Source organism: Nocardia sp. NPDC020380 (assembly GCF_044386975.1).
Taxonomy (GTDB): Bacteria; Actinomycetota; Actinomycetes; order Mycobacteriales; family Mycobacteriaceae; genus Nocardia.
Genome location: NZ_JBIRVQ010000007.1, coordinates 279458 through 300660, shown reverse-complemented (window position 1 = coordinate 300660; position 21203 = coordinate 279458). Strand labels below are relative to the sequence as shown.

The following is a 21203-nucleotide window of genomic DNA, read 5'->3' as shown; positions in this document are numbered from 1 at the left end:
GGGGTGGCTGGGAGTCGGCTCCCGTTCGCCGGATTGCACTCTGTTCGCCTCTTCATGATCAGCTGCTCGGTAACCACCTGCATGCGGAGCATCGGCGGCCGGGCACGCCCGGTTACGGTGATCGCATGGCGAATTCCGCGAAGCCCGGCACCGACCGCCCCACCGTGCTGATCACCGGGGCCAGCCGAGGGCTCGGCGCCGCCATCGCACGAGAACTCGCACCCACGCACCGGTTGCTCCTCGGAGCGCGCACACCGGAGGCCCTGGGCCCGATCCTGAGCGAACTGCCGGACTCGGCCGGCTTCCCGGTCGAGCTGACCGATTACCCGGCGGTCGCCCGCGCGGTGCAGCCGATCGAACGGCTGGATGTGCTGGTGCACAATGCCGGTATCGCCGACTTGGGAACGATAGCCGATTCGTCTGTTGCCCAGTGGCGGAATACGTTGGAAGCCAACCTGATCGCCGTGTCGGAGCTCACCCGCGTGTTGCTCCCGGCGTTGCGGGCCGCCAACGGCCATGTGGTGCTGATCAATTCGGGTGCGGGACTGCGCGCCAACGCCGGCTGGGGCGTGTACGCGGCCAGCAAGTTCGGCCTGCGGGCCTTCGCGGACGCACTGCGCCTGGAGGAGCCGGCGCTGCGGGTCACCTCCGTGCACCCCGGCCGCATCGACACCGATATGCAACGCGAGATCATCGCGGGCGAAGGCCGCGAATATCAGCCGGGCGAGTTCCTGGCGGCCACCACGGTGGCGCGCGCGGTACGCAATGCGGTGGAGACCCCGCGCGACGCGCACCCCACGGAAATCGTGCTGCGACCCATTCCCAGGTAAGAAAAAACCTAACGTTCCAACTGAATTTCGATCGGTACGCTCAGAATTGGTGCTCGGTTCACTGTGAGTCGACATAAACAATGGCTGTGCCGATGAGGCGTGGCCTCGGCAATTTCGGAGTGGGCGTTGGAGATGGATCGACGGCGATTACTGGCCGTGCTGGCCGCGGGTACCGCGGCGGCGCTGACCGGCTGTTCCCGGGCCAGGACCGAGGTCCTCGATCCGGGCACCGTGAAACGCGCGGTCCCCGCGACGACGGCCACCGCGCGACCACTCCTACCACCGCCCGCCGGGCCCAGGACCACCATTCCGGCGGGCACCATCACCGCACTACCCGGCCAGGGCACGAATCTGGCCCTGACCGTCGATGACGGCGCGAGCGCCGACGTGGTGGGCGCGTACATCAAATTCGCGCGCGACACCGGCGCGCGGTTCACGTTCTTCGTGACCGCCAATTACGACTCCTGGACCGTCCACAAGGACGAGCTACGCCCGCTGGTCGATGCCGGGCAGATCCAGCTGGGCAATCACACCTGGGATCATCCGGATCTCACCAAGCTGTCCGCGAGCGCGGTCCGCTCCCAGCTGGATCGGGCAAAGACATTCCTGCACAACACCTTCGGGGTGGACGGCACCCCCTATTACCGCCCGCCCTACGGCCGGCACAATGCTACGGTCGACAGTGTGGCGGCCGATCTCGGTTACACCGTCCCGACCATGTGGTACGGCTCCCTGTCGGATTCGGGCGTGATCACCGAGGACTACCTGATCGAGTGCGCGCGTAAGTATTTCAACGCGCAGGCCATCGTCATCGGGCACGCGAATCATCCCGCGGTGACCCACTGTTACGACCAGCTGGTCGCCATCATCCGGGAACGCAATCTCAGCATGGTGACGTTGAACGATGTACTGGCGCCGCCGAAATAGTGTGAATTGAAGAAGGTTTACAAATGGATAGAAGACGGCTGCTGACGCTGCTCACGGCGGGCACCGCGGCGACTCTGCTGGGACCGGCCGCCGCGCGGGCGGATTCGCCGATCGGCGCCGGATCGGGCGGAGCGCCCCAGGTGCTGCCACCGGATTTCGGGCCGAAGACACCGATCGGGCCGGGCACCCTCACCGCACTACCGGGCGCCGGAAACCATATGGCGCTCACCATCGATGACGGAGCGAGCTCCGAAACCGTGGGCGCCTTCATCGATTTCGCGCGCAATACCGGGGCGCGGTTCACCTTCTTCGTGACCGCCTACTATCCGGGCTGGCGGGATCACCTGGATACGCTGCGGCCCCTGGTGGATTCCGGGCAGATCCAGCTGGGCAATCACACCTGGGACCATCCGGATCTCACCAAGCTGTCCGCGGGCGCGGTCGCCGATCAGCTGAACCGGTGCAAGCAGTTCCTGTGGAACACCTACGGCACCGACGGCACGCCGTACTACCGCCCGCCCTTCGGCTATCACAACGGCGCGGTGGATTCCGTTGCCGCCGACTGCGGCTACACCGTACCGACCATGTGGTACGGAACGCTGAACGATACGAACAAGACCATCGACGACGGCATGCTCATGGACGCCGCCCAGCAGTGGTTCCGCGCGCAGGCCATCGTCATCGGACATGCCAACCGCCCCACCGTCACCCATCTCTACGATCAGTTCACGGACCTGCTCCGGCAGCGGAACCTCCAGCTGGTCACGCTCAACGACGTACTGATCCCGCCGCGATAGCGACACCTGGCGCAAATCGGTCAAAAGCAGCGTTTTCCGAGTTTCGTTGCGAAATAAGAGATGTCGCCTATGCATCCAGGCCGGGCGATCACTATCCTCTTGGATTGGGTCGGATCCACGACAGGAGATAGATACATGGGTCATCGTTTGGCACTCGGAGTCGGTGTGGCGTCCGCACTGTTCACCGCCACTATCGGGCTGACCGCCGGACAGGCTTCCGCCATCCCCAGCATCCTCGGCAACGGCGGCAATGTCCCCGGCGCGCCGGGCCTGAGCTGTTCGGGCGTCACCTGCACGAACAACTCGGACAGCGCGTACCTGGTGAGCGGCACGGTCACCTGCAAGGACGACGCCAGCTACAACTTCGGCACCGTCAGCGGCCGCATCGACGCGCACTCCACCGAGGACCTGCAGTTCCAGTGCGCCGGCGCGACCACTCCGTCGGGCGACATCAACGCCATGGCCTCGCTGGCGCCCTAGTCCGCCCGGACGAGCATGCGGCAGAGATCGCAGTAGTCGGGCCCGATACGCGCGCGGCGTACCGGGCCCGAAAACTATTGCGCCGGGCGGCCCGGCTCAGGCGACGATGTTCACCAATCGGCCGGGCACCACGATGATCTTGCGAGGATCCTTGCCGCCCAGCAGTTCCGCGATCTTCTCGTCAGCCAGCGCCGCGGCCTGCACCGCCGCCTGATCGGCATCGGCGGGCACGCTGACGCGACTGCGGACCTTGCCGTTGACCTGAATCGGATATTCCACCGAATCCGCCACCAGTAGCGCCGGATCCGCCACCGGGAACGGGCCGTGCGCCAGGGACACCGTGTGGCCCAGGCGTTCCCACAGCTCCTCCGCGATATGCGGGGACATCGGCGCCAGCATCAGGACCAGCGGCTCCACCACCGAGCGCGGCGCGCCGTCCGGGTAGTTCTTGGTCAGGTAGTTGGTCAGCTCGATCAGCTTCGCGCCCGCCGTATTGTCACGCAGGTTGGCGAAGTCGTCGTCGACCCCGGCGATCGTCTTGTGCAGCAGGCGCAGTGACTCGGGCGTCGGCTCGGCGTCGGTGGCCTTGACGGCGCCGGTCTCCTCGTCCACCACCAGTCGCCACACCCGCTGCAGGAAGCGGTGCGCGCCCACGACATCCTTGGTCGCCCACGGCCGTGAGGTGTCCAGCGGGCCCATCGACATCTCGTAGAAGCGGAAGGTGTCCGCGCCGTACATATCGCACATCTCGTCGGGGGAGATGGCGTTCTTCAGCGACTTGCCGATCTTGCCGTACTCCTGGAAGACCTCCTCCTCCACACCGGAGGCATTGGTCCAGAAGAACTTTCCGTCCCGCTCCACGATCTCCGCGGCCGGCACGTACGCGCCACGCACATCCTTGTAGGCGTAGTCCTGGATGTAGCCCTGGTTGAACAGGCGGCGGTAGGGCTCGGAACCCGACACGTCACCCAGATCGAACAGGACCTTCTGCCAGAAGCGGGCGTACAGCAGGTGCAGCACCGCGTGCTCGACACCGCCGACGTACAGGTCCACGCCGCCCGGATCCTTCGGACCGTGCTCCGCGGTGCGCGGGCCCAGCCAGTACTTCTCGTTCTCGGGGGCGCAGAACTGCTCGGTATTGGTCGGATCCGCGTAGCGCAGCTGGTACCAGGAGCTGCCCGCCCAGTTGGGCATGACATTGGTGTCGCGGCGGTACCGCTTCGGGCCGTCGCCCAGATCCAGTTCCACGTGCACCCAGTCGGTGGCCTTGGCCAGCGGCGGGGACGGCTCGGAATCGGCATCGTCGGCATCGAAGGTGACCGGGGCGAAGTCCTCCATCTCCGGCAGCGTCACCGGCAGCATGGCATCCGGCAGCGCGTGCGGCGCACCGTCCTCGTCGTACACGATCGGGAACGGCTCACCCCAGTAGCGCTGGCGCGCGAACAGCCAGTCGCGCAGCTTGTACTGCACGGTGCCGTGGCCGTGACCGTTGGCCTCCAGCTCGGCGATCACCTTGGCCTTGGCGGACTCGATGTCCAGGCCGTCCACGTAACCGGAGTTCACCAGGGGGCCCTCACCGGTGTACGCGGCCTCCGTGACATCCCCGCCCGCAACGACTTCCACGATGGGCAGGCCGAAGGCGGTGGCGAAATCCCAGTCGCGCGGATCGTGGCCGGGGACGGCCATGATGGCGCCGGTGCCGTAACCGCTCAGCACGTAGTCGGCGATGAAGATCGGCACGCGGGCGCCGTTCACCGGATTGGTGGCGTAGGTGCCCAGGAAGACGCCGGTCTTCTCCTTGTTCTCCTGGCGCTCCAGATCCGACTTGGCCGCGATCGACTTGCGGTACTCCGCAACGGCTTCCGCCGGGGTGTCGACGCCGCCGAAGGTCCAGCGGGCCCCGGTGCCGGACGGCCAGGACGCGCCGGTCAGGCGGTCGACCAGCTCGTGCTCGGGGGCCAGCACCACATAGGTCGCACCGAACAGGGTGTCGGGCCGGGTGGTGAAGACCTCGATGATGTCGGCGCCCGCCTCGAACTTGACCTGCGCGCCCCGCGAGCGGCCGATCCAGTTGCGCTGCATGGCCTTCACGTTCTCCGGCCAGCTCAGCTCGTCCAGATCGTCGACCAGGCGGTCGGAGTAGGCGGTGATGCGCATCATCCACTGCCACAGCCGCTTCCGGAACACCGGGAAGTTGCCGCGCTCACTGCGGCCGTCGGCGGTGACCTCCTCGTTGGACAGCACGGTGCCCAGTCCGGGGCACCAGTTGACCATCGAATCCGTCTGGTAGACCAGGCGATACGAGTCGATCAGCGCATTGCGCTCGGCCTGGGTGCGTTCCGCCCAGGAGCGGCCCTCCACCGGATTGCGCTTGCCGGCCTCGAATTCGGCGATCAGCTCCGCGATCGGGCGGGCCTTGCCCAGGCCCTCGTCGTACCAGGCGTTGTAGATGCGCAGGAAGATCCACTGCGTCCACTTGTAGTACTCGGGATCGGTGGTCGCGAACGAGCGACGGCGATCGTGGCCCAGGCCCAGCCGGTCCAGCTGCCGCTGCATGGTCGCGATATTCGACTCGGTGGTCACCCGCGGATGCGCGCCGGTCTGCACGGCGTACTGCTCGGCGGGCAGGCCGAAGGCGTCATAGCCCAGGGCGTGCAGCACATTCCGGCCGCGCATGCGGTGGAAGCGGGCGAACACGTCGGTGGCGATGTAGCCCAGCGGGTGGCCGACGTGCAGGCCCGCACCCGACGGGTACGGGAACATGTCCTGGATGAACAGCTTGTCGGCGGGCACGTCGCCGTGCAGCGGGCCGACCGGATTGGGTGCGTAGAAGGTGCCGCGCTCCTGCCAGGCGCCCTGCCACTTCTGCTCTACGCGGCACGCCAGCTCGGCGTTGTAGCGGTGTGCGGGCACTTCGCTGCCCCCACCCGCCGTCGCGGTGGGTGTATCGGTTGCACGAGTGTCCTGCACGGTCCTGCCTTCTGTTGTCCGAGCTGATCCCCGATAAGGTCGCTCACCAGGGTAAAGCGCCCCTGCCGCTGTGCCCAATTTGCCCTGCGCTTCGCTCCGGGCGGGTTCGCGGCCCCGAAGTCTCGATTCTTCCCTCCCTCCGCTCCCTCCCTCCGCTCCCTCCCTCCGCTCCCTCCCTCCGCTCCCCCGCTTCGCTCCTCCGCTCCACTCAGTCCAGAATCGAGACGGCCGCGAACCAGCGGGCTGAGGCGTATGACCTGCCGTGTAGCCTGGCGGAGTGTTCGTGCTGGCGCTGATCCTCTTCGTCCTCGCGGCTGTGGCCGTGGTCACCGGCGTGCTCGGACTCACGGGCACGCTGCCCGGGAACCGATACTTCGGCGTGCACAGCGAGGCCGCTGTCCGCACCGAGGAGTCGTTCAAGTACGCCAACAAGGTGGCCGCGCCGACCTCCATCGTGGCGGGGCTGCTGCTCGCCGCCGCCGGAGCCGTCACGCTGGTCGCCGGTGCCGTCCCGGCCCTGATCATCACGGCCGTGGCCCTGGTGGTCTCCGTCTTCACCCTGGGTGCGGGCGCGGCCGCCGCGGAAAAGGCACTGGCCGTTCGATTCCCGGAGGAGAAGGTCGGCGGCTGCGGCAGCGCCTGCGGCTCCTGCTCGCTGCGCGATGCCTGCCAGCCGGCCAACTGACCCTCAGTTCCCGAGGTCGCGGCGCATCCAGATGTGCGGGATGCCCGCGTCCATCTCGATATCCCCGTACGCCCGGTAGCCCAGCTTCTCGTAGAAACCGGTGGCCTGGGTCTGTGCGTGCAGTTCGATACCGCTGAGCCCACGGTCCCGGACCCGTTCCTCGATGGCCCGGACCAGCGCCACGCCGAGCCCGGTGCCGCGGGTCTCCGACAGCACGGCCAGGCGGCCCAGCACACCCACCCCGTCCTGCACGATCAGCCGTCCCGCGCCGACCGTTTTCCCGTCGAGGCGGGCCAGGAAGTGATCGGCGGTCTCGTCGAGTTCATCGATCTCGATGTCCTCGGGCACGCCCTGCTCGTCGACGAACACCCGCATGCGGACGGCATACGCCTCGGCCAATTCCTCTTCGCTGCTGACGGTGACGACCTCGATCATGTGGTCAGCATGCCTCAGTGCGCTGTTTCACTCGCACACGGTGGCGGCGGCACACTGCGCGAGAGCGGACTGCCGGCCGGGTTGATGTAGAAGACGGTCAGCATGACCGGCGCGGATCCGGAATTCCGGGCCAGATGCGCATGCGCCCGCCCGCGCGGCTCCCGGAAGATCCGCCACGGCCGTTTGATCACCGCCGCGCAATCCAGCCCCGGATGATCCAGGATCCCGCCCGTGACCAGCACGAACAGCGTGCCGTCGTGATAGTGCCAGCCGCTGTGCCCGCCCGGCTCGAGCACGGTCTGCCGCAGCACGAACTCCCAGCCCGCGATCGACACCCGGGCCAGCATCCGGCTGACAGTCCCGATCGCCGGCGCCGGGTTGGGCCGGAAGCCGTGCGCGGCAGCGTATTCGGCGGAGGGCATGCCTGAATTCTCCCGAATACGATCAGTGCTCGTCGTAGTGCCCGTCATGCGCGGCATGCCGATGCCCGTCGTGGATGTAATCGACGTGGTCACCGTGCGGCACCGAGACGTGCCCGCAGCCCTCGCCGTGCTGATGCGTATGGCTGTCGTGTGCGGCGTGCCCGCTGGGCTCGCACTCGTCGAAATGACCGTCGTGCGCCCGGTGCAGATGCCCGTCGTGCACGTAGTCCACATGATCGCCGTGCGGAACGGCAACATGTCCGCAACTGGCACCGTGTTCATGGTCGTGACCGGTATGAGCGGCGTGTGGGGCCGTCATGGAGCTTCCTTTCCGAGATGGATGGAACGTTCCAGCAAACCAATCGTCACATTAGCATTCGCGCATTACTGCGCCCGGCGTCCAGCGAACCGCCGCACTACCGGCCACCGAGTCGCCCGCGACCCCGGCTCGGGCAACCCGGCGTCCCGGGCGAAGGCCGCGGCATCGGCGACCGTGCCGGACTTCGGCCCGTCCCGTGCCCACTCCACATAACGTGCCCGGAAATCCGGCCCGCACGCATGCGCGAGCAGCGGAAACCGTCCCGCTACCTCGTCGGCCCGTTTGTGCAGCAAGGCGTGGGCCGCGGCCGACACATCACCCGCATCGAAGCCGGGTTCCGGAATTTCCCCGGCGGTCAGTGCCCGCACCAGCGCCGCCTGCCGCTCCGCGAGCCGGTCCGTAGCGCTCGGCGGCCGCACGGTGCGGAGGGTGATCGGCGGGCGTCCGGCCGCGGCAGCGATGGCGCTCAGCTCGGCGGCGAGTTCTGTTGCGGGCGGGTAGTTTCCGTCGCGTTCCAGCAGGAGGGGAACGTCGCGCCCGCTCGCGAACTCGCCGACCAGTGCCAGCACCTCCACGGGGACCCGGTCGCTGTGCGTGTCGTGGTAGCGGCCATCGGAGACGCGCCCGCCCGCGACGTGGCAGTAGGCCAGCCGTTCGGTGGGCAACCGCAGCAGTTCGGTGAGCGGGTCACGAGATCGGTTGCGCGCGTTGGCATAGACGTTCGCGATATCGAGCAGCAAGTACACGCCGGTGCGCTCGACCAACTCCTGCAGGAACTCTGCCTCGGAGTACTCCGCGTCCGGCCATTCGAACAGCGCGGCGATGTTCTCCACCGCCAGCGGTACCTCCAATTCTCGCCGCGTGCGAAGAATATTGCGCTCCAGCGCATCCAGCGCCTCGCGGGTGCGCGGCACCGGCAAGAGATGCCCGGCCTCCATCCCGCCCGCCCGCACGAAGGCGATGTGCTCGCTGACCAGCGGTGACCCGAGCACTCGCGCGCACTTCGCAAGGTGCGCGACCCGGTGTTCGTCCACCGCCTCCGCGCCGCCCAGCGACAGCGAAACACCGTGCGGCACCGCCGGTATGCCGCGTTCGATGAGAGCGGTCAGTTCCTCGGGCACGGCAAGCTCGCGCGACTTCCGCGATCGGCCGCGCGGGCCGTGTCGCGGGACGAGGGATTCGGCGATCACCTCGCAGAAGCCGAGGCCCGCCAGATCCGCGATGATGCCGCAGATTTCGCGCCGCCAGCCGATACCGACAGCGCCGCCGCGCAGGGGTGAGGTCATCCGCCGCACCCACCGCCACCGCCGCACCCGCCACCGCCGCCCCCGCACCCTCCTTGGCCGCCGACGCTGCCGCAGTGCGCGTGGCCGGTACCGCCACCGGTGCTGCAGCTGGCGCCCCAGACGCCCGAATTCGTAGCGAGAACCTGGGCGGTGCCGGCGAGCCCGGGGTCCAGGGCCCAGAGGGCCGGACCGCCGAACAAGGCGGTGGCGAGGGCGGCGCTGCCTACGCCGTACGCGTCGTAGGCGGGGTCGTGCGCCGGTCGCAGGTGCGAGTTCCGCCGCCGGTAGTTGCGGAGGGTGGCGCACCCGTAGCCGGTGAGGCGGACCGGGCGGATCACCAGGTAGATACAGATCGCCACTCCGACCATGCACCCGATGAGATTGCCGACCGGCCGATGGCCGAGCAGGCCCGCGCCCAGCCGCACCACACCCAGCACGAGCACGGCGTCGAGCGGGATCGAGGCCAGCAGTAGCGACCGCTCCCGGGCCGAATTCATCATGAGGCCGCGACGGCCGAGCTCGGCACGCAGGTGTCCACGCGGATATTCCATACGGCCAGTCCGAGTTCCGTCACGTGCCGCTTCGGTGAACTGCCGAGGTGCGTCAGCAGGGTGCGCGAGACCGGATCCAGCTCACCGTATTCCGCATCGGACGGCGTGCGGAGCGGTTCACCGCCGGAGTCGATGAGCTGCCGCTCGCGCAGTACCGCCAGTCCGGCCAGCACGGGTCTGCGGTCGTCGACGAGCAGGGCGGCCTCCACCGGTGTGAGCGCCGGATCGGTCGGCCCGCGGGCCGACCGGATCGTGATGACGCGCCAGACGAGGCCGATGACGGTGGCCGCGAGCGCGGCCACGAGATAGACGCGGATGAAGTCCGGACCCGATATCCCCCAGGTATCGGCCGCGACAGCCGATTCCGAGGCTCCGTCCGCAATGGTCCAGAGGACCATGTCTCCCCCCTCGGGAGTTGTGCCGACTTGCGGCTCGCCGCAAGCCTTGTGGAGCATCCCCAGTATCGCGCTGTCCCGGGTGCGGTGTTAATCCCCTGGAACTGGGGTGATTAGCCTGGCTGAGTGCGATTTTTGAGCAGGTTCTACATCGACGGGTTCATCCTGTCGATTTTCGCGGTCATCGCCATCGCGAGCGTCTTCCCGGCGCGGGGCGAGGCGGCCACGGGGGTGGACTGGGCGACCAAGGTGGCCATCGGGCTGCTGTTCCTGCTCTACGGCGCCCGGCTGGCGCCGGACGAGGCACTGGCGGGGCTCAAGCATTGGCGGTTGCATCTGACCGTGCTGGCCTGCACCTTCGTGTTGTTCCCGATCCTCGGGCTGGCGGCGCGGGTGCTGGTGCCGCATGTGCTCACCAAGGATCTGTACACCGGTCTGTTGTTCCTGTGCCTGGTGCCGTCGACGGTGCAGTCCTCGATCGCCTTCACCTCCATCGCACGCGGCAATGTGGCGGGCGCGATCGTGAGTGCCACGGTGTCGAATCTGCTGGGGGTCTTCCTGACTCCCGCACTGGTGATTCTGCTGATGAACACCACCGGGCAGGCGAAGGTGGACCTGTCCTCGGTGGTGGACATCGTGTTGCAGTTGCTGGTGCCGTTCTTCCTCGGTCAGCTCATCCGGCCGAAGGTGAAGGGGTTCCTGCAGAAGTACGCGCAACCCACCAAGCTGGTGGATCGCGGATCCATCCTCTTGGTGGTGTACAGCGCGTTCAGTGCGGGCATGGTGGAGGGGATCTGGCATTCCATGTCGCCGTGGCGGATTCTGGTGCTGGTCGTGGTGTGCTGTGTGATGCTCGCGATCGTGCTGGGGGTGACCTCGGTGATCGGGCGGGCCCGGCACTTCGATCGCGGGGATCGGATCGTGGTGGTGTTCTGCGGCTCGAAGAAGAGCCTGGCCACCGGACTGCCGATGGCCACCGTGCTGTTCGCGGGCGCGCCGATCGGACTGATCGTGCTGCCGCTCATGATCTTCCATCAGGTGCAGCTGATCACCTGTGCGGCGCTCGCCCAGCGCTGGGCCCGGACCGCGGAGCAACCCGTGGTCATGAGCGAGTAGCGACCGACGGCTCCGATCGGACGGTGACCGACAGGACCCGGCTGTCGTCGTGCCGCAGTGGCCGGCCGGGTCCGGCGGGCCGTGCCGCCAGCGCATGCACGACAGCCCGATCCGCGGCGGGATCGCCGACCGCGATACGCGCGCTGCCGTCCGGATAGCGTTTGGCCACAATGCCGGCGCGGGAGAGCGCGGGGACGATATCGCGGCCCGGCAGGTACAGGAAGTTGGCGCTGCTGCGCGGCACCCGGATACCGCCGCGCCGCAATTCCGTGCGCAACAGCTCCCGCGCGGTCGTGATGCGCAGAATCCGTTCGCCCAGTTCGGCTTCCGCCGCATAGGAGGCCCGCACCGCCGCCACCGCGGTGCCCGGTACCCCGAACGGCAGTTGCAGCCGATGCACCCGGCGCACCAGCTCCGCCGAGCCGAAGGCGTAACCGATGCGCAGGCCCGCCAGCCCGTACGCCTTGGAGAAGGTGCGCAGGATCAGCACATTCGGATGCCGGCGCACCAGTTCGACCGTGTCGAGAGTGTCTGCCGCACCGAGGAATTCGACATACGCCTCGTCCAGGATCACCGGCACCTGCGCCGGGATCGAGAACAGGAAGGCCTTCAGCTCGCTGGCCGAGACCACGGTGCCGGTCGGATTGTGCGGGCGGCAGACGGCGATCAGCCCCGTGCGTTCGCTCACCACCCGCGCCATGCCCCAGAGATCCTGGCGGCCACCGGAATCGAGCGGTATCCCCAGCGCGCGCAGGCCGATCATGTTCGCCATGATCGGATAGCCGTCGAAGGTCGGGGTGGCGTAGACGAACCTGGATCCGGGTGCGGGCAGGGTCTGCATGATCTGCATGGCCACCCCGGTCGCACCGGATCCCACCACCACCTGATCGGGGCTGACGCCCACATGGGCGGCGATCAGCCGTGGCAGCCGATGCGGCAGGAACTCCGGATACCGGTTCGCCTCGCCGAGGCAGTCGTCCAGCGCGCCGAGCACCGACGGCAGCGGCGGGAACGGATTCTCGCTGAGGCTCAGGTCGAAGCGGACCGGCACCCGGCGTTGCCCGGGCGTCGAATCCTCCTGCGCCGCGGCGACTTCCTTGCCGTTGAGCCCGCTCGGCCACGGCACCGGCGTGGTCATCGCGCCGCGCCCCAGCGCACGGCCGCCGCGCCGGCGAAGTCCCCGGCATGCGCGAACGCGGCCATCAGCACCACCGAGTCATTGCGCAGCCGTCCCGCCCGGTTCTCGGTGTCGAGGGTGACGGGAATGCCTGCCGCGAACAGGTTTCCGCAGTGGTCGAAGGTGTCCGGATGTCGTTCGGGCGGCAGTTCCAGGGCCTCGTTCCAGTTGCGCAGGAACAGCCGGTTCGGCTGATTGGTGACGAAGGTGTCGATATCGCGGGACTTCACGCCGATGCGCTTGCACACCTCCTGCGCCACCTCCGGCACCAGCCGGTTGCCGCGCGCCATCACCTTGGCCACCTTGGATTCGGTGAAGCTCACGCAGCCCTGGCCCTCGCCGGGCTCCCAGTACTTGCGCTCGCCGTTGGTGCTGAATTCCATGTCCCCGGCGAACTCCGGGTAGGTGCGGCATTCGATGTCGAGAATCGGTGCGCTGCCGTTCTTCACGAGCAGCCCGACCCCGCAGCCGTCGCCGGGTACGGGCGCCTGCGCCAGCCCGCGGATATCGGACTGGGTGAACACCGGTCCCGCGGAGTTCTGCGAGCAGGCGATGAGCGCGGTGCGCGCATCGGTGGACTGCATGATCAGGCGGGCCAGCCACATCATGTGGATGAAGGCCGCGCAGCCGCCGTTGTGCACGTCGAAGACCCAGCGCGGCTTCATGTCCAGGCGGCGCGCCACCTCCGGCCCGGGACCGAGTACCGGATTGTCCGGCAGTTGGGTGTGGGTCAGCAGGATGTCGATATCGCGGATCTCCGCGGCGCCGTGCCGGTCGACGAGCGGCGCGACGGCGCGTTCGACCATGTCCACCGCGGTTTCGTCGCGGGCCACGTGGTGGCGGGCCTTGGGCGCGCGGAACATGACGTTCTTCGCCATGCGGTCGGAGCGTGAGAATTGCGTGAAATACTCGGTACCCACCGGGTTTCCGGGCAGATAGCCGGCCACGTCGACCAGGCTGACAGGCGGCATCCCGAGGTTCGGGTCGGTGAAGTCCATGGCGTTCTCCTCAGTCCATCCACGCGGGCTTGATCGGCAGCCCGTGTGCGGCGCGGTATTCGGCGATGGCCTTCAGGTTGTCGAGTTCGAGTTGGTGTCCGGCGGAGAACATTTCCCAGAAGTCGCCCACCCACACCTTGCGTTTGTCGGGTGCGGTGTCCTGGTAGGGGTTCTTGTCGTAGAAGGGGTGGTGGCAGTTCGTCCACAGCACCACCGAACCCGGCTTGTCGAACACCACCTGGGCGTCGACTACCCGCATCAGATACACCATCCACAGGTGTTCGCCCTGGTCCCAGGCGCAGTGGTAGTCCACGGTCATGGCATCCGGGTTGGCGACGGTGCGCGTGTAGATCTTGGTGCTGTCGCCGAGCCGATCGTAGGAGACCCACAGTCCGGGCGTCTCGGTCTCGGTGAAGCCGCGCAGGCTGTAGGTCCATTCCTCCAGGCAGCGGGTGTCGGCGAGATAGTCGTAGAGCTCGCGCGGCGGTGCGGCGATATAGCCCTGCACCGGGCAGAAGTCGCCGAAGATCTGATCGTGCGGATACACCGACCGGAGCATGTCGAGAATGATCGGGGTGGTCGCATCGCGGTCGGAATTCTCGATGCGCAGCATGCCCGGGATGGCGGTTTCCGGAATGTCGCTGAGGGCGGGCAGGGAGCTGGTGGTCATGGGGCTATCTCCTCGGTGCCGTCAAGAACGGTGTGAAGGGCGGAATTTCGTCCGGGTCGCAATCGACGGCGATGAACGACGGTCCGGGACTGCCGACGCAGAGCCGCATGGCCGCGGCGAGTTCGGACAGCGTGCGGGGTGAATACGCGCACATATCCGGGAACATGGCCGCGATCCCGGCGCCCGGATACGCCGGCCGGAATCTGTTGAAGCTGTACCGATCTCCGTAGTACAGCTGCTCGCGCGTGATGCACATGGCGTGCGCGTTGTTGTTGAACACGATGAAGGTGACGGGCAGGTCGTGCTCGACCGCGGTGTGGATCTCCATGCCGTGCATGAAGAACGCACCGTCGCCCGCGATCACGAAAGTGCGACGGAGGTCGCCGTCGTCGAGGTACTGCCGGGCGAAGGCCGACCCGATGCCCGCGCCGAAGGCGTACCCCATGCCGCCCATACCGAGGGCGACCGTGAAACGGCTGTCCCGCGGCAGCCGCAGATGATGCACCACCGCCGCGCCGGTGTTCCCCGCATCCGCGAAAACATCTGAGCCGTCGGGTAATTCGGCATTGATCGTCTCGACCACATCGCGATAACGCAGCCCGGGACCTGCCGAGGACGGGACGTCGAGGGGTGTGACGGCGTCGTCGCGCGGTATGCGCCGGCGCAGCGGGATCACGGTGCTGCGGGCCGTGCCGGAATCCAATTCGCCGCACAGTTCGGTGAGCGTCCGCGCCAGGTCGTTGCTGCGCGCGTACACGCTGCCGGGCAGGAACGGCGGTTCGAGGCCGAGTGCGGCGCTGGGCACCGCCGCCAGTGCGTCCTCCAGGCCCGCGCGCGCCGTGACCGGCATGCGGGTGCCGACCAGCAGGCACAGGGCCGCGTTCTGCAGGGCGGCAGGCAGCTCGGGGTGGCCCATGCTGCCCGATACTCCGCTGAATCCCGGATCGCCGTGGTGATACACGTCTTTCGCGTCCGGCGCCACGCCGACCGCCGCGTCCAGGACGGCCGCGAACCGGGCCAGTTCGGTGCGGGCGTCGTCGCGGGCCACCTGATCGCCGGCGATGATCACGATCTTGCCGATGGCGCGGGCGGCTCGGATCTCCTCCCGCACCCGCCACAGCGCCTCGATGTCCCGGCGGTAGGCGCGGGTGGGCGGCACGAAGGCGGGGGCCACCAGGTCGGCCTGCTGAATGTCCTTGGGCAGCAACAGGACCGCCGGCCCGCCGCGGCGTGCTGCGCTGACGGCGCGGGTGAGGTGAGCGGGCAGGTCGGCGGGGGATTCGACGCGGGCACAGTAGTGCGAGATCGGCCCGAAGAGCGCGACCGCGTCGAGGCTGCCGGCCAGCCCGCTCGAATCCTGGAAGGCGCCCTTGCCTTCCAGGACGGTGGGTGGCTGGCCGACCAGGGCCAGCACGGGGACGCGCGAGGCATACGCTTCGGCGAGTCCCGCGACCAGATTCATGCAGCCGCCGCCCGAGGTGGCGCAGACGACCCCGAGTCCGGCGGTCGAGCGGGCGTAGCCGTCGGCCATGGTGGCTGCCGAGAATTCGTGTTTGGCGACGACGGCGGTGATCAGTTCCCGATGATCGAAGGCCGCGTCGTAGAGATCTTCGATATTGGCGCCGTCCACGCCGAAGATATGCTGTACACCCAGCGAGGAAACTGCTCTGACCAGGTGGTCTACCACCCTTGTACTGCTGCGCATGGGTGGCTCCTACTACCGCCTGACACCAGCTGTCCGAGGCTCTACCCGGGATACGAATGTGGGCTACCGGCGGTTCAATCCGGGGCGATGATCTCGGGGGATTCGGGGTGAACCCTGAGATTCGGGCCTGCTCTTGCCATGTATGTATACGTCTACGTATAGTTGGCTCATGCCGAACAAGACGATCTACGTATCCGATGACGACCTCAAACTCTTCCAGCGCGCACAGGAACTGGTAGGGGGAAATCTGTCGGGCGCGATCGTGACGGCATTGCGGCGCTTCATCGAGCTCGAGGAGGGCCGCCAGCAGGGCTACGACGAAGTGGTCCTCAAGGTTGGCAAGGACGGATTGCGGCAGGTCCGCTTCTCCGGCCAGCTGCTGGCCGAATGGCACCAGGTGGCCAACGAGCGTATCGAGGACATCCGGGTGTATCGCACACGCAAAGGCGCGTTCGCGCTGCACAGCCATTTCTCGTACTGGTCGGAGTTCCCGACCGACACCAATCTGCTCAAGGACTGGCGTCAATGGCGGCGGTTCCTCGGCATCGGCGAACAGAACTGGGGAGATTTCGACCTGGAGGTGTTCGAGTCCGTCACCGAGCTGGAGGGCAAGATCCCGGACCGGCTCTACGCCAAGGTGCTCGACGCGACCGAACACCCGAACGTCGAGGACCTCGACATCTGATCCGAAACCCCTGAAACACAACTGAATTCCCGGAAAACAAAACTTTGATCTCGGCCTCGGAGATCACGGCACAGCTGACGCATGCATTCATGCATACCAATTGATGAGAGGGGAACAATGAACTCCGGACGGCATCCGGCAGCCATAGCGGTCTCCGGACTGTGCAAATCCTTCGGCGAGCAGATCGTGCTCGACCGCATCGACTTCACCGTCCCCGAAGGCAGCATCTTCTCGCTGCTCGGACCCAACGGCGCCGGCAAAACCACCACGGTGCAGATACTTTCGACGCTGATCCACGCCGACGGCGGCGACATCCGGGTCGGCGGCTACGACCGCGAGACCCAGCCCGACGGCATCCGCTCGATCATCGGCGTCACCGGCCAGTTCTCGGCCGTCGACGAACTGCTCACCGGGCGCGAGAACCTCATCCTCATGGGCGACCTGCACCACCTGCCGCGCGGCGAGAGCAAGCGCACGGCCGCCGACCTGCTCGAGAAATTCGACCTGGTCGACGCCGCCGACAAGATCGCCGGCAGCTACTCCGGCGGCATGACCCGCCGCCTCGACCTGGCCATGACCCTGGTCGGCGCACCCCGCATCATCTTCCTCGACGAACCCACCACCGGCCTCGACCCACGCAGCCGCCGCACCATGTGGGACATCATCCGGCAGCTCGTCGCCGGCGGCGTCACCGTCTTCCTCACCACCCAGTACCTGGAAGAGGCCGACCAGCTGGCCGACCGCATCGCCGTCCTGCACCAGGGCCGCCTCGTCGCCGAGGGCACCCCGGACCAGCTCAAGCGCATGGTGCCGGGCAGCTACATCCGCCTCGACTTCAACGACCGCACCGAACTCGACGACGCCGCACGGGCATTGGGCAATGCGGCACAGATCAACGGCGACCTCACCCTCGCGGTCCCGAGTGACGGCGGGGTGCGCTCGGTCCGCGAACTGATCGACCGCCTCGACGCCGTCCACATCGAACCCGCCGGATTGTCGGTGCACACACCCGATCTGGACGACGTCTTCCTCGCCCTCACCGGCGGGGTCGCTGAGAAGGAGACCACGAAATGACTACAGCATCGCGCAGCGATTCCGTGAGGGGTGGCGGTCGGGCGGCGGGTGGGCCAACCGCCACCTATGCGGCGCCCGTGGCCGGGAACCACGTGTTCGCCGATTCGATGACCATGCTGCGCCGGAACCTGGTGCGCGCCAAGCGGTATCCGGGCATGACCTTCGGCGTGATCGTCATGCCCGTCGTCCTCATGCTGATGTTCAACTACATCTTCGGCGGGGCGCTCAAGACCTCGACCGGTAATGCCCACTACATCGACTACCTGACTCCCGGCATGATGCTGATGATCCCGGCGTACATGCTTGTCGGCGTGGCGGTTTCGGTCGCCACCGACATGACCAAGGGCATCGTCAACCGATTCCGCACCATGCACATCTCGCGGTCGGCCATGCTGACCGGTCAGGTCGTCGGCACCTGGATCCAGGGCATGATCGGCGTGACCCTCATGACGCTGGTGGCCGTGGCCTGCGGCTTCCGCAGCCATGACGCCGGTATCGGGAAGTGGCTGCTGGCCATCGCCGTCGTCGCCGCCCTGATCTACGCGCTCAACTGGCTCGGCGTCGCCTTCGGGCTGGTCGCCAAGACCCCGGAGAGCGCGAGCAACCTGCCCTTCCCGATCGTCATGCTGCCGTTCCTCGGCAGCGGGCTGGTGCCGACCGCCACCATGCTCACCGGCGTGAAGCAATTCGCCGAATACCAGCCCTTCAGCCCCATCGCCGAGACCGTGCGCGGACTGCTGATGGGAACCCCGATCGGGCACAACGGCTTCTGGGCCGTCGGCTGGATCCTGGTACTGGGCCTGGGCGGATATTTCTGGTCCACAGCGCTTTTCCGGCAGAAGACGGCCTGACCAGCACTGCGCGGAGCGAAGACGGCGTACCCGGCCCGGGTGCGCCGTCCTCGTGCGTTCAGATATCGGCCGCCATCAGGATCTTGCCCTGGCCGTTGCGGATCTGCACCGTCTTCAACTGGTCCGCGGCCACCGCGGTGGTGCCGTCCGGGGTGTAGCTCTGCCCCGGCTTGGCGGTCCACTCGGCGAGCTTGGAGCTGGTGCCGTCCGCGCGAACCACCCACAGCGACAGATTCCAGGTATAGACCTCATTGGATTGCGGGTAGTTGCACCACATTTCGACCCGGGTCTGCCCGTCCACCGTCTGCACCTTGAAGGTGGCCACGATCGGCATATCGGTGGTCTGCGCCTGCAGCGGCCCCTGCGCCACCACCACGGCCGCCGGCGGCTGCTGATGCCCGGTCACCGCCGCGGTGACCGGCACCGCGATCGCCACCGCCGCGGCGGCCGCCGCCAGCGTGCCGCCGATCGACCACCAGCGGCCTCGTCGCCGGCGCTTCTCCGCTCTACCGGCCAGCGCGGGCAGCAGCCGCTCCGGAATCGGCGGCACGGTCGAGGGCGGATCCTCCTGCGCCGCAAGGGAAAGCGCCGTCTCCGCATCCACCAGGGCGAGCAGTCCCGGCAGCCCGGCCAGCTTGGCCACCGCCGCGCGGCAGTGCTCGCAGCCGGCCAGATGCTCCTCGTACTCCCTGCGATCCTCGCGGGAGAGAGCGCCGAGCATGTAGGCGCCGTCCCACGTCGTGTAGCCGTCGCAGAGGTCGTGACCCTCCGTCATCTCGTCACCCCCATCTCCTGCAACACCAAGCGCAATGCCCGCATGCCGTAATGCATCCGGGACTTCACCGTTCCCTCCGGGATCTCCAGCTCCTCGGCGATCTGATGGGTGGACAGACCCCGATAGTAGGAACGGACGATCACCTCGCGGTGATCGATGCTCAACCGCGCCAGCGCGTCCGCGACCAGCCAGCCGTCCAGCGCGCGGTCCGCCTGATCGGGTTCCGGCACCTCGGGCGGCCGATCGGTGCCGAACTCGCGGCGACTGCGCGCACTGCGGTGTTCGTCCACCGCCAGATTCCGGGCGACCGTGAACAGCCAGGCCCGCGCCGATGTCGTGCTCTGATCCAGAATGTGCGGCCGCTGCCACGCCCGCAGCAGCGTCTCCTGCACGATGTCCTCGGCCCGGCCCGGATCACCTACCAGCCCGAAGGTATAGCGCCACAGCGCCGCCGCATGCTCGGTGTACAGCGCGCGGAGCAGAGCGGCCTGATCATCCGGCATGTGCGCACCTCCGCAACGATCACGACACAGCGACGCCGCTGGTTCAGTTGCGCTCGAGCTCGATCGGATGCGTGGCGAGCAGGGAGAGCGGGAGCGGTTGCCGGCGCAGCACCTGCGCCCACAGATCGATGCGGCCCGCCAGCGGATCGGTGGGCAGCGCGGACAACACGATCCAATCGCCGCGGTCCATCTCGCCTTCCAGCTGACCGAAGGTCCAGCCGGCATAACCGGCGAAGACGCGGATGCCCTCCACCAGCGGGGCGATCCGGTCGGGATCGGAATCCAGGTCCACCAGCGCCACCCGGCCGTCCACCCGGCGTAACCCCGGGATGCCCGCGAAGGAGGTGCCCACCTTCACCGTGGCCAGGCACAGGGCGGCATCGCGTTTCACGGGCCCGCCGAGGAACAGGGAGCGCGGCGGGGCGGCCAGATCGGCCCAGTTGGGCAGCACGTCGTGCACGGGGGTATCGCTGGGTCTGTTCAGGATCACGCCCAGGCTGCCGGCGTCGTTGTGCTCGATGATGTACACGACGGTGCGCCGGAAGGACGGCTCGACAAGATCAGTTGCGGACACCAGCAAGGTCCCCGGCCGTACCACCTGGTCCTCGTGCCGGAATTCGCGTCGAGAACGGTCACCGTGTTCTTCTGCGCGTGCCACCGAGTCATCATCGCACTGCGACACGGTAATTGCGTCTCTTAATTTGTTTTGCTGCGCAATTGCGCCGTCACGAGGGCCCGGAATAGTTGTCCCGCATACCTTGCGGTTGGTCGCTATGGTGGCGGCTATGGAACGTCCCGAGGTGATCCTCGAGAACAGCGACGCCGTCTACGACTTCTATCGAGATCATCAGCAGAACCTGGTGAAAGCGAAGGCCGCGTACTGGTTGCTCGGGCGGCGGTACCGGCCGCGGGTGTCCTACGCGCCGGGCGCGCGGGAACGGCTGCGGGAGCTCATCTCCCAGCGCCGGCCGCTGCTCATCGCCATCAACCATCTCTCCCAGCTGGATCCGTACACGGTCGCCGCGGCGGCCTGGCGCAGCGGGCTCCGGCCCGTCATCGGGCGCACCCGGGTACTGGCCAAGGACGAACTATTCATCGAACCGAAGCTGCGCGAGCGCATCGACATGATGGGCGGGATCCCTGTCTTCCGCGGCAAGGACCACGGCCTCCGCGCGGTGAACGCCGCCGGCCAGCGCATGATCGACATCTGCGCCGAGCGCATGGCACGCGGCGACGGGATGGCCGTGTTCCCCGAGGGCACCTGCAACGACGTCGATCCCGCCCAGGTGCAGGCCGTCGGAACGGGCATCGGCCACATCGCCTTCCGGGCCAAGAAGCTCGGCGCGGATCCCGTACTGGTGAGCCTGGGCCTGAGCTACGGACCGCGCCCCGACCCGAAGGTGGAGCCCACCAAGGAAGAAGCCCGCTCGGCGAGCTTCTACTTCGGGGTGCCCGTGCCGGCGCTGCCGACCAAACCCGCCGAGATCACGCGCATCGTGCGCGACGAACTGCAGACGGCGCTGGACGGGGCCGTGAAGGCGTATTGATCCGG

At 67.6% G+C, this 21203-nt stretch carries 23 protein-coding genes and 1 pseudogene; 10 read left to right on the top strand and 14 right to left on the bottom strand.

What is annotated here, in order from left to right; all coding sequences use genetic code 11:
- Window positions 1-125: 125 nt before the first annotated feature.
- The 4 genes from ACH438_RS21020 (at window position 126) to ACH438_RS21005 (ending at window position 3034) form a co-directional block, all read left to right on the top strand.
- Complete coding sequence (locus ACH438_RS21020) at window positions 126-830, top strand: SDR family oxidoreductase (RefSeq protein WP_397007628.1); 705 nt, start codon at window positions 126-128, stop codon at window positions 828-830.
- Between the two features lie 132 nt (window positions 831-962).
- Window positions 963-1757 carry a polysaccharide deacetylase family protein gene (locus tag ACH438_RS21015; protein ID WP_397008212.1) on the top strand — a complete coding sequence of 265 codons (795 nt, stop codon included), beginning with the start codon at window positions 963-965 and terminating at the stop codon, window positions 1755-1757.
- A 23-nt stretch (window positions 1758-1780) separates the two neighbouring features.
- Window positions 1781-2554, top strand: a complete 774-nt coding sequence (locus ACH438_RS21010) for a polysaccharide deacetylase family protein (protein ID WP_397007626.1) — start codon at window positions 1781-1783, stop codon at window positions 2552-2554.
- A gap of 135 nt (window positions 2555-2689) precedes the next feature.
- Complete coding sequence (locus ACH438_RS21005) at window positions 2690-3034, top strand: hypothetical protein (RefSeq protein ID WP_397007624.1); 345 nt, start codon at window positions 2690-2692, stop codon at window positions 3032-3034.
- Between the two features lie 96 nt (window positions 3035-3130).
- On the opposite strand, the gene leuS is transcribed toward ACH438_RS21005, so the two are convergent.
- On the bottom strand, window positions 3131-6004 hold the full coding sequence (leuS, locus tag ACH438_RS21000) for a leucine--tRNA ligase (RefSeq protein WP_397007622.1): 2874 nt from the start codon (window positions 6002-6004) through the stop codon (window positions 3131-3133).
- Between the two features lie 277 nt (window positions 6005-6281).
- Between leuS and ACH438_RS20995 the strand changes: the two genes are divergently transcribed.
- Entirely contained in the window at window positions 6282-6689 is a 408-nt protein-coding gene (locus ACH438_RS20995) for an SdpI family protein (protein WP_397007620.1), read from the top strand.
- Window positions 6690-6692: 3 nt separating this feature from the next.
- Here the strand turns inward: ACH438_RS20995 and ACH438_RS20990 are convergent, their stop codons facing one another.
- The 6 genes and pseudogenes from ACH438_RS20990 to ACH438_RS20965 all read right to left on the bottom strand — a co-directional run bounded on the left by ACH438_RS20990 (window position 6693) and on the right by ACH438_RS20965 (window position 10100).
- On the bottom strand, window positions 6693-7124 hold the full coding sequence (locus ACH438_RS20990; RefSeq protein ID WP_397007618.1) for a GNAT family N-acetyltransferase: 432 nt from the start codon (window positions 7122-7124) through the stop codon (window positions 6693-6695).
- 14 nt (window positions 7125-7138) lie between these two features.
- Window positions 7139-7546, bottom strand: coding sequence for a hypothetical protein (locus ACH438_RS20985; protein ID WP_397007616.1), 408 nt, complete (start codon window positions 7544-7546; stop codon window positions 7139-7141).
- A gap of 22 nt (window positions 7547-7568) precedes the next feature.
- Window positions 7569-7865, bottom strand: coding sequence for a hypothetical protein (locus ACH438_RS20980; RefSeq protein WP_397007614.1), 297 nt, complete (start codon window positions 7863-7865; stop codon window positions 7569-7571).
- A 419-nt stretch (window positions 7866-8284) separates the two neighbouring features.
- Window positions 8285-9151 (bottom strand): annotated as a pseudogene (locus ACH438_RS20975) (DUF692 domain-containing protein); the annotation flags it as partial.
- Window positions 9148-9702, bottom strand: a complete 555-nt coding sequence (locus tag ACH438_RS20970; protein WP_397007612.1) for a TIGR04222 domain-containing membrane protein — start codon at window positions 9700-9702, stop codon at window positions 9148-9150. The pseudogene ACH438_RS20975 and the gene ACH438_RS20970, both read right to left, overlap by 4 nt.
- Window positions 9648-10100: a hypothetical protein gene (locus ACH438_RS20965; RefSeq protein WP_397007610.1), complete on the bottom strand. Its 453-nt coding sequence runs from the start codon at window positions 10098-10100 to the stop codon at window positions 9648-9650. Before ACH438_RS20965 ends, ACH438_RS20970 begins: the two co-directional genes overlap by 55 nt.
- 123 nt (window positions 10101-10223) lie before the next feature.
- Here ACH438_RS20965 and ACH438_RS20960 point away from each other — a divergent pair, with 123 nt between their 5' ends.
- A complete protein-coding gene (locus ACH438_RS20960) occupies window positions 10224-11213 on the top strand; it encodes a bile acid:sodium symporter family protein (RefSeq protein WP_397007608.1) in 990 nt (329 codons plus the stop codon).
- Here the strand turns inward: ACH438_RS20960 and ACH438_RS20955 are convergent.
- From ACH438_RS20955 to ACH438_RS20940, 4 genes are read right to left on the bottom strand one after another with little or no spacing between them, the layout of a single operon-like run.
- Window positions 11200-12351 (bottom strand): aminotransferase class I/II-fold pyridoxal phosphate-dependent enzyme, encoded by a 1152-nt coding sequence (locus ACH438_RS20955; protein ID WP_397007606.1) that lies wholly within the window; start codon window positions 12349-12351, stop codon window positions 11200-11202. The genes ACH438_RS20960 and ACH438_RS20955 overlap by 14 nt on opposite strands.
- Window positions 12348-13361 (bottom strand): 3-oxoacyl-ACP synthase III family protein, encoded by a 1014-nt coding sequence (locus tag ACH438_RS20950; RefSeq protein WP_397008210.1) that lies wholly within the window; start codon window positions 13359-13361, stop codon window positions 12348-12350. The genes ACH438_RS20955 and ACH438_RS20950 overlap by 4 nt, the downstream gene beginning before the upstream one ends.
- Before the next feature lie 37 nt (window positions 13362-13398).
- Window positions 13399-14058 (bottom strand): SRPBCC family protein, encoded by a 660-nt coding sequence (locus ACH438_RS20945; RefSeq protein ID WP_397007604.1) that lies wholly within the window; start codon window positions 14056-14058, stop codon window positions 13399-13401.
- A 4-nt stretch (window positions 14059-14062) separates the two neighbouring features.
- Window positions 14063-15763 (bottom strand): thiamine pyrophosphate-binding protein, encoded by a 1701-nt coding sequence (locus ACH438_RS20940; protein ID WP_397007602.1) that lies wholly within the window; start codon window positions 15761-15763, stop codon window positions 14063-14065.
- A 169-nt stretch (window positions 15764-15932) separates the two neighbouring features.
- On the opposite strand from ACH438_RS20940, the gene ACH438_RS20935 reads away from it, so the two are divergent.
- The 3 genes from ACH438_RS20935 to ACH438_RS20925 all read left to right on the top strand — a co-directional run bounded on the left by ACH438_RS20935 (window position 15933) and on the right by ACH438_RS20925 (window position 18373).
- Window positions 15933-16448 (top strand): EXLDI protein, encoded by a 516-nt coding sequence (locus ACH438_RS20935; RefSeq protein ID WP_397007600.1) that lies wholly within the window; start codon window positions 15933-15935, stop codon window positions 16446-16448.
- A gap of 117 nt (window positions 16449-16565) precedes the next feature.
- Complete coding sequence (locus tag ACH438_RS20930) at window positions 16566-17522, top strand: ATP-binding cassette domain-containing protein (protein WP_397007598.1); 957 nt, start codon at window positions 16566-16568, stop codon at window positions 17520-17522.
- Complete coding sequence (locus ACH438_RS20925; RefSeq protein WP_397007596.1) at window positions 17519-18373, top strand: ABC transporter permease; 855 nt, start codon at window positions 17519-17521, stop codon at window positions 18371-18373. Before ACH438_RS20930 ends, ACH438_RS20925 begins: the two co-directional genes overlap by 4 nt.
- Window positions 18374-18431: 58 nt before the next feature.
- Here the strand turns inward: ACH438_RS20925 and ACH438_RS20920 are convergent, their stop codons facing one another.
- From ACH438_RS20920 to ACH438_RS20910, 3 genes are read right to left on the bottom strand one after another with little or no spacing between them, the layout of a single operon-like run.
- Window positions 18432-19148 (bottom strand): zf-HC2 domain-containing protein, encoded by a 717-nt coding sequence (locus ACH438_RS20920; RefSeq protein ID WP_397007594.1) that lies wholly within the window; start codon window positions 19146-19148, stop codon window positions 18432-18434.
- The gene (locus tag ACH438_RS20915; RefSeq protein WP_397007592.1) at window positions 19145-19651 is read right to left on the bottom strand and encodes a sigma-70 family RNA polymerase sigma factor; all 507 of its coding nucleotides are present in this window, start codon (window positions 19649-19651) and stop codon (window positions 19145-19147) included. Before ACH438_RS20915 ends, ACH438_RS20920 begins: the two co-directional genes overlap by 4 nt.
- Before the next feature lie 43 nt (window positions 19652-19694).
- Window positions 19695-20309, bottom strand: a complete 615-nt coding sequence (locus ACH438_RS20910; RefSeq protein ID WP_397007590.1) for a YqgE/AlgH family protein — start codon at window positions 20307-20309, stop codon at window positions 19695-19697.
- 127 nt (window positions 20310-20436) lie between these two features.
- Between ACH438_RS20910 and ACH438_RS20905 the strand changes: the two genes are divergently transcribed.
- Window positions 20437-21198 carry a lysophospholipid acyltransferase family protein gene (locus ACH438_RS20905; protein WP_397007588.1) on the top strand — a complete coding sequence of 254 codons (762 nt, stop codon included), beginning with the start codon at window positions 20437-20439 and terminating at the stop codon, window positions 21196-21198.
- Window positions 21199-21203: the final 5 nt, after the last annotated feature.

Excerpts from the sequence above, each read along its gene's own strand:
- ACH438_RS21020 (WP_397007628.1), top strand. The coding sequence starts at position 126 with ATGGCGAATTCCGCGAAGCCCGGCACCGACCGCCCCACCGTGCTGATC.
- ACH438_RS21015 (WP_397008212.1), top strand. The coding sequence starts at position 963 with ATGGATCGACGGCGATTACTGGCCGTGCTGGCCGCGGGTACCGCGGCG.
- ACH438_RS21010 (WP_397007626.1), top strand. The coding sequence starts at position 1,781 with ATGGATAGAAGACGGCTGCTGACGCTGCTCACGGCGGGCACCGCGGCG.
- ACH438_RS21005 (WP_397007624.1), top strand. The coding sequence starts at position 2,690 with ATGGGTCATCGTTTGGCACTCGGAGTCGGTGTGGCGTCCGCACTGTTC.
- ACH438_RS20990 (WP_397007618.1), bottom strand. The coding sequence starts at position 7,124 with ATGATCGAGGTCGTCACCGTCAGCAGCGAAGAGGAATTGGCCGAGGCG.
- ACH438_RS20985 (WP_397007616.1), bottom strand. The coding sequence starts at position 7,546 with ATGCCCTCCGCCGAATACGCTGCCGCGCACGGCTTCCGGCCCAACCCG.
- ACH438_RS20980 (WP_397007614.1), bottom strand. The coding sequence starts at position 7,865 with ATGACGGCCCCACACGCCGCTCATACCGGTCACGACCATGAACACGGT.
- ACH438_RS20970 (WP_397007612.1), bottom strand. The coding sequence starts at position 9,702 with ATGGAATATCCGCGTGGACACCTGCGTGCCGAGCTCGGCCGTCGCGGC.
- ACH438_RS20965 (WP_397007610.1), bottom strand. The coding sequence starts at position 10,100 with ATGGTCCTCTGGACCATTGCGGACGGAGCCTCGGAATCGGCTGTCGCG.
- ACH438_RS20955 (WP_397007606.1), bottom strand. The coding sequence starts at position 12,351 with ATGACCACGCCGGTGCCGTGGCCGAGCGGGCTCAACGGCAAGGAAGTC.
- ACH438_RS20950 (WP_397008210.1), bottom strand. The coding sequence starts at position 13,361 with ATGCCGCCTGTCAGCCTGGTCGACGTGGCCGGCTATCTGCCCGGAAAC.
- ACH438_RS20945 (WP_397007604.1), bottom strand. The coding sequence starts at position 14,058 with ATGACCACCAGCTCCCTGCCCGCCCTCAGCGACATTCCGGAAACCGCC.
- ACH438_RS20940 (WP_397007602.1), bottom strand. The coding sequence starts at position 15,763 with ATGCGCAGCAGTACAAGGGTGGTAGACCACCTGGTCAGAGCAGTTTCC.
- ACH438_RS20935 (WP_397007600.1), top strand. The coding sequence starts at position 15,933 with ATGCCGAACAAGACGATCTACGTATCCGATGACGACCTCAAACTCTTC.
- ACH438_RS20930 (WP_397007598.1), top strand. The coding sequence starts at position 16,566 with ATGAACTCCGGACGGCATCCGGCAGCCATAGCGGTCTCCGGACTGTGC.
- ACH438_RS20925 (WP_397007596.1), top strand. The coding sequence starts at position 17,519 with ATGACTACAGCATCGCGCAGCGATTCCGTGAGGGGTGGCGGTCGGGCG.
- ACH438_RS20920 (WP_397007594.1), bottom strand. The coding sequence starts at position 19,148 with ATGACGGAGGGTCACGACCTCTGCGACGGCTACACGACGTGGGACGGC.
- ACH438_RS20915 (WP_397007592.1), bottom strand. The coding sequence starts at position 19,651 with ATGCCGGATGATCAGGCCGCTCTGCTCCGCGCGCTGTACACCGAGCAT.
- ACH438_RS20905 (WP_397007588.1), top strand. The coding sequence starts at position 20,437 with ATGGAACGTCCCGAGGTGATCCTCGAGAACAGCGACGCCGTCTACGAC.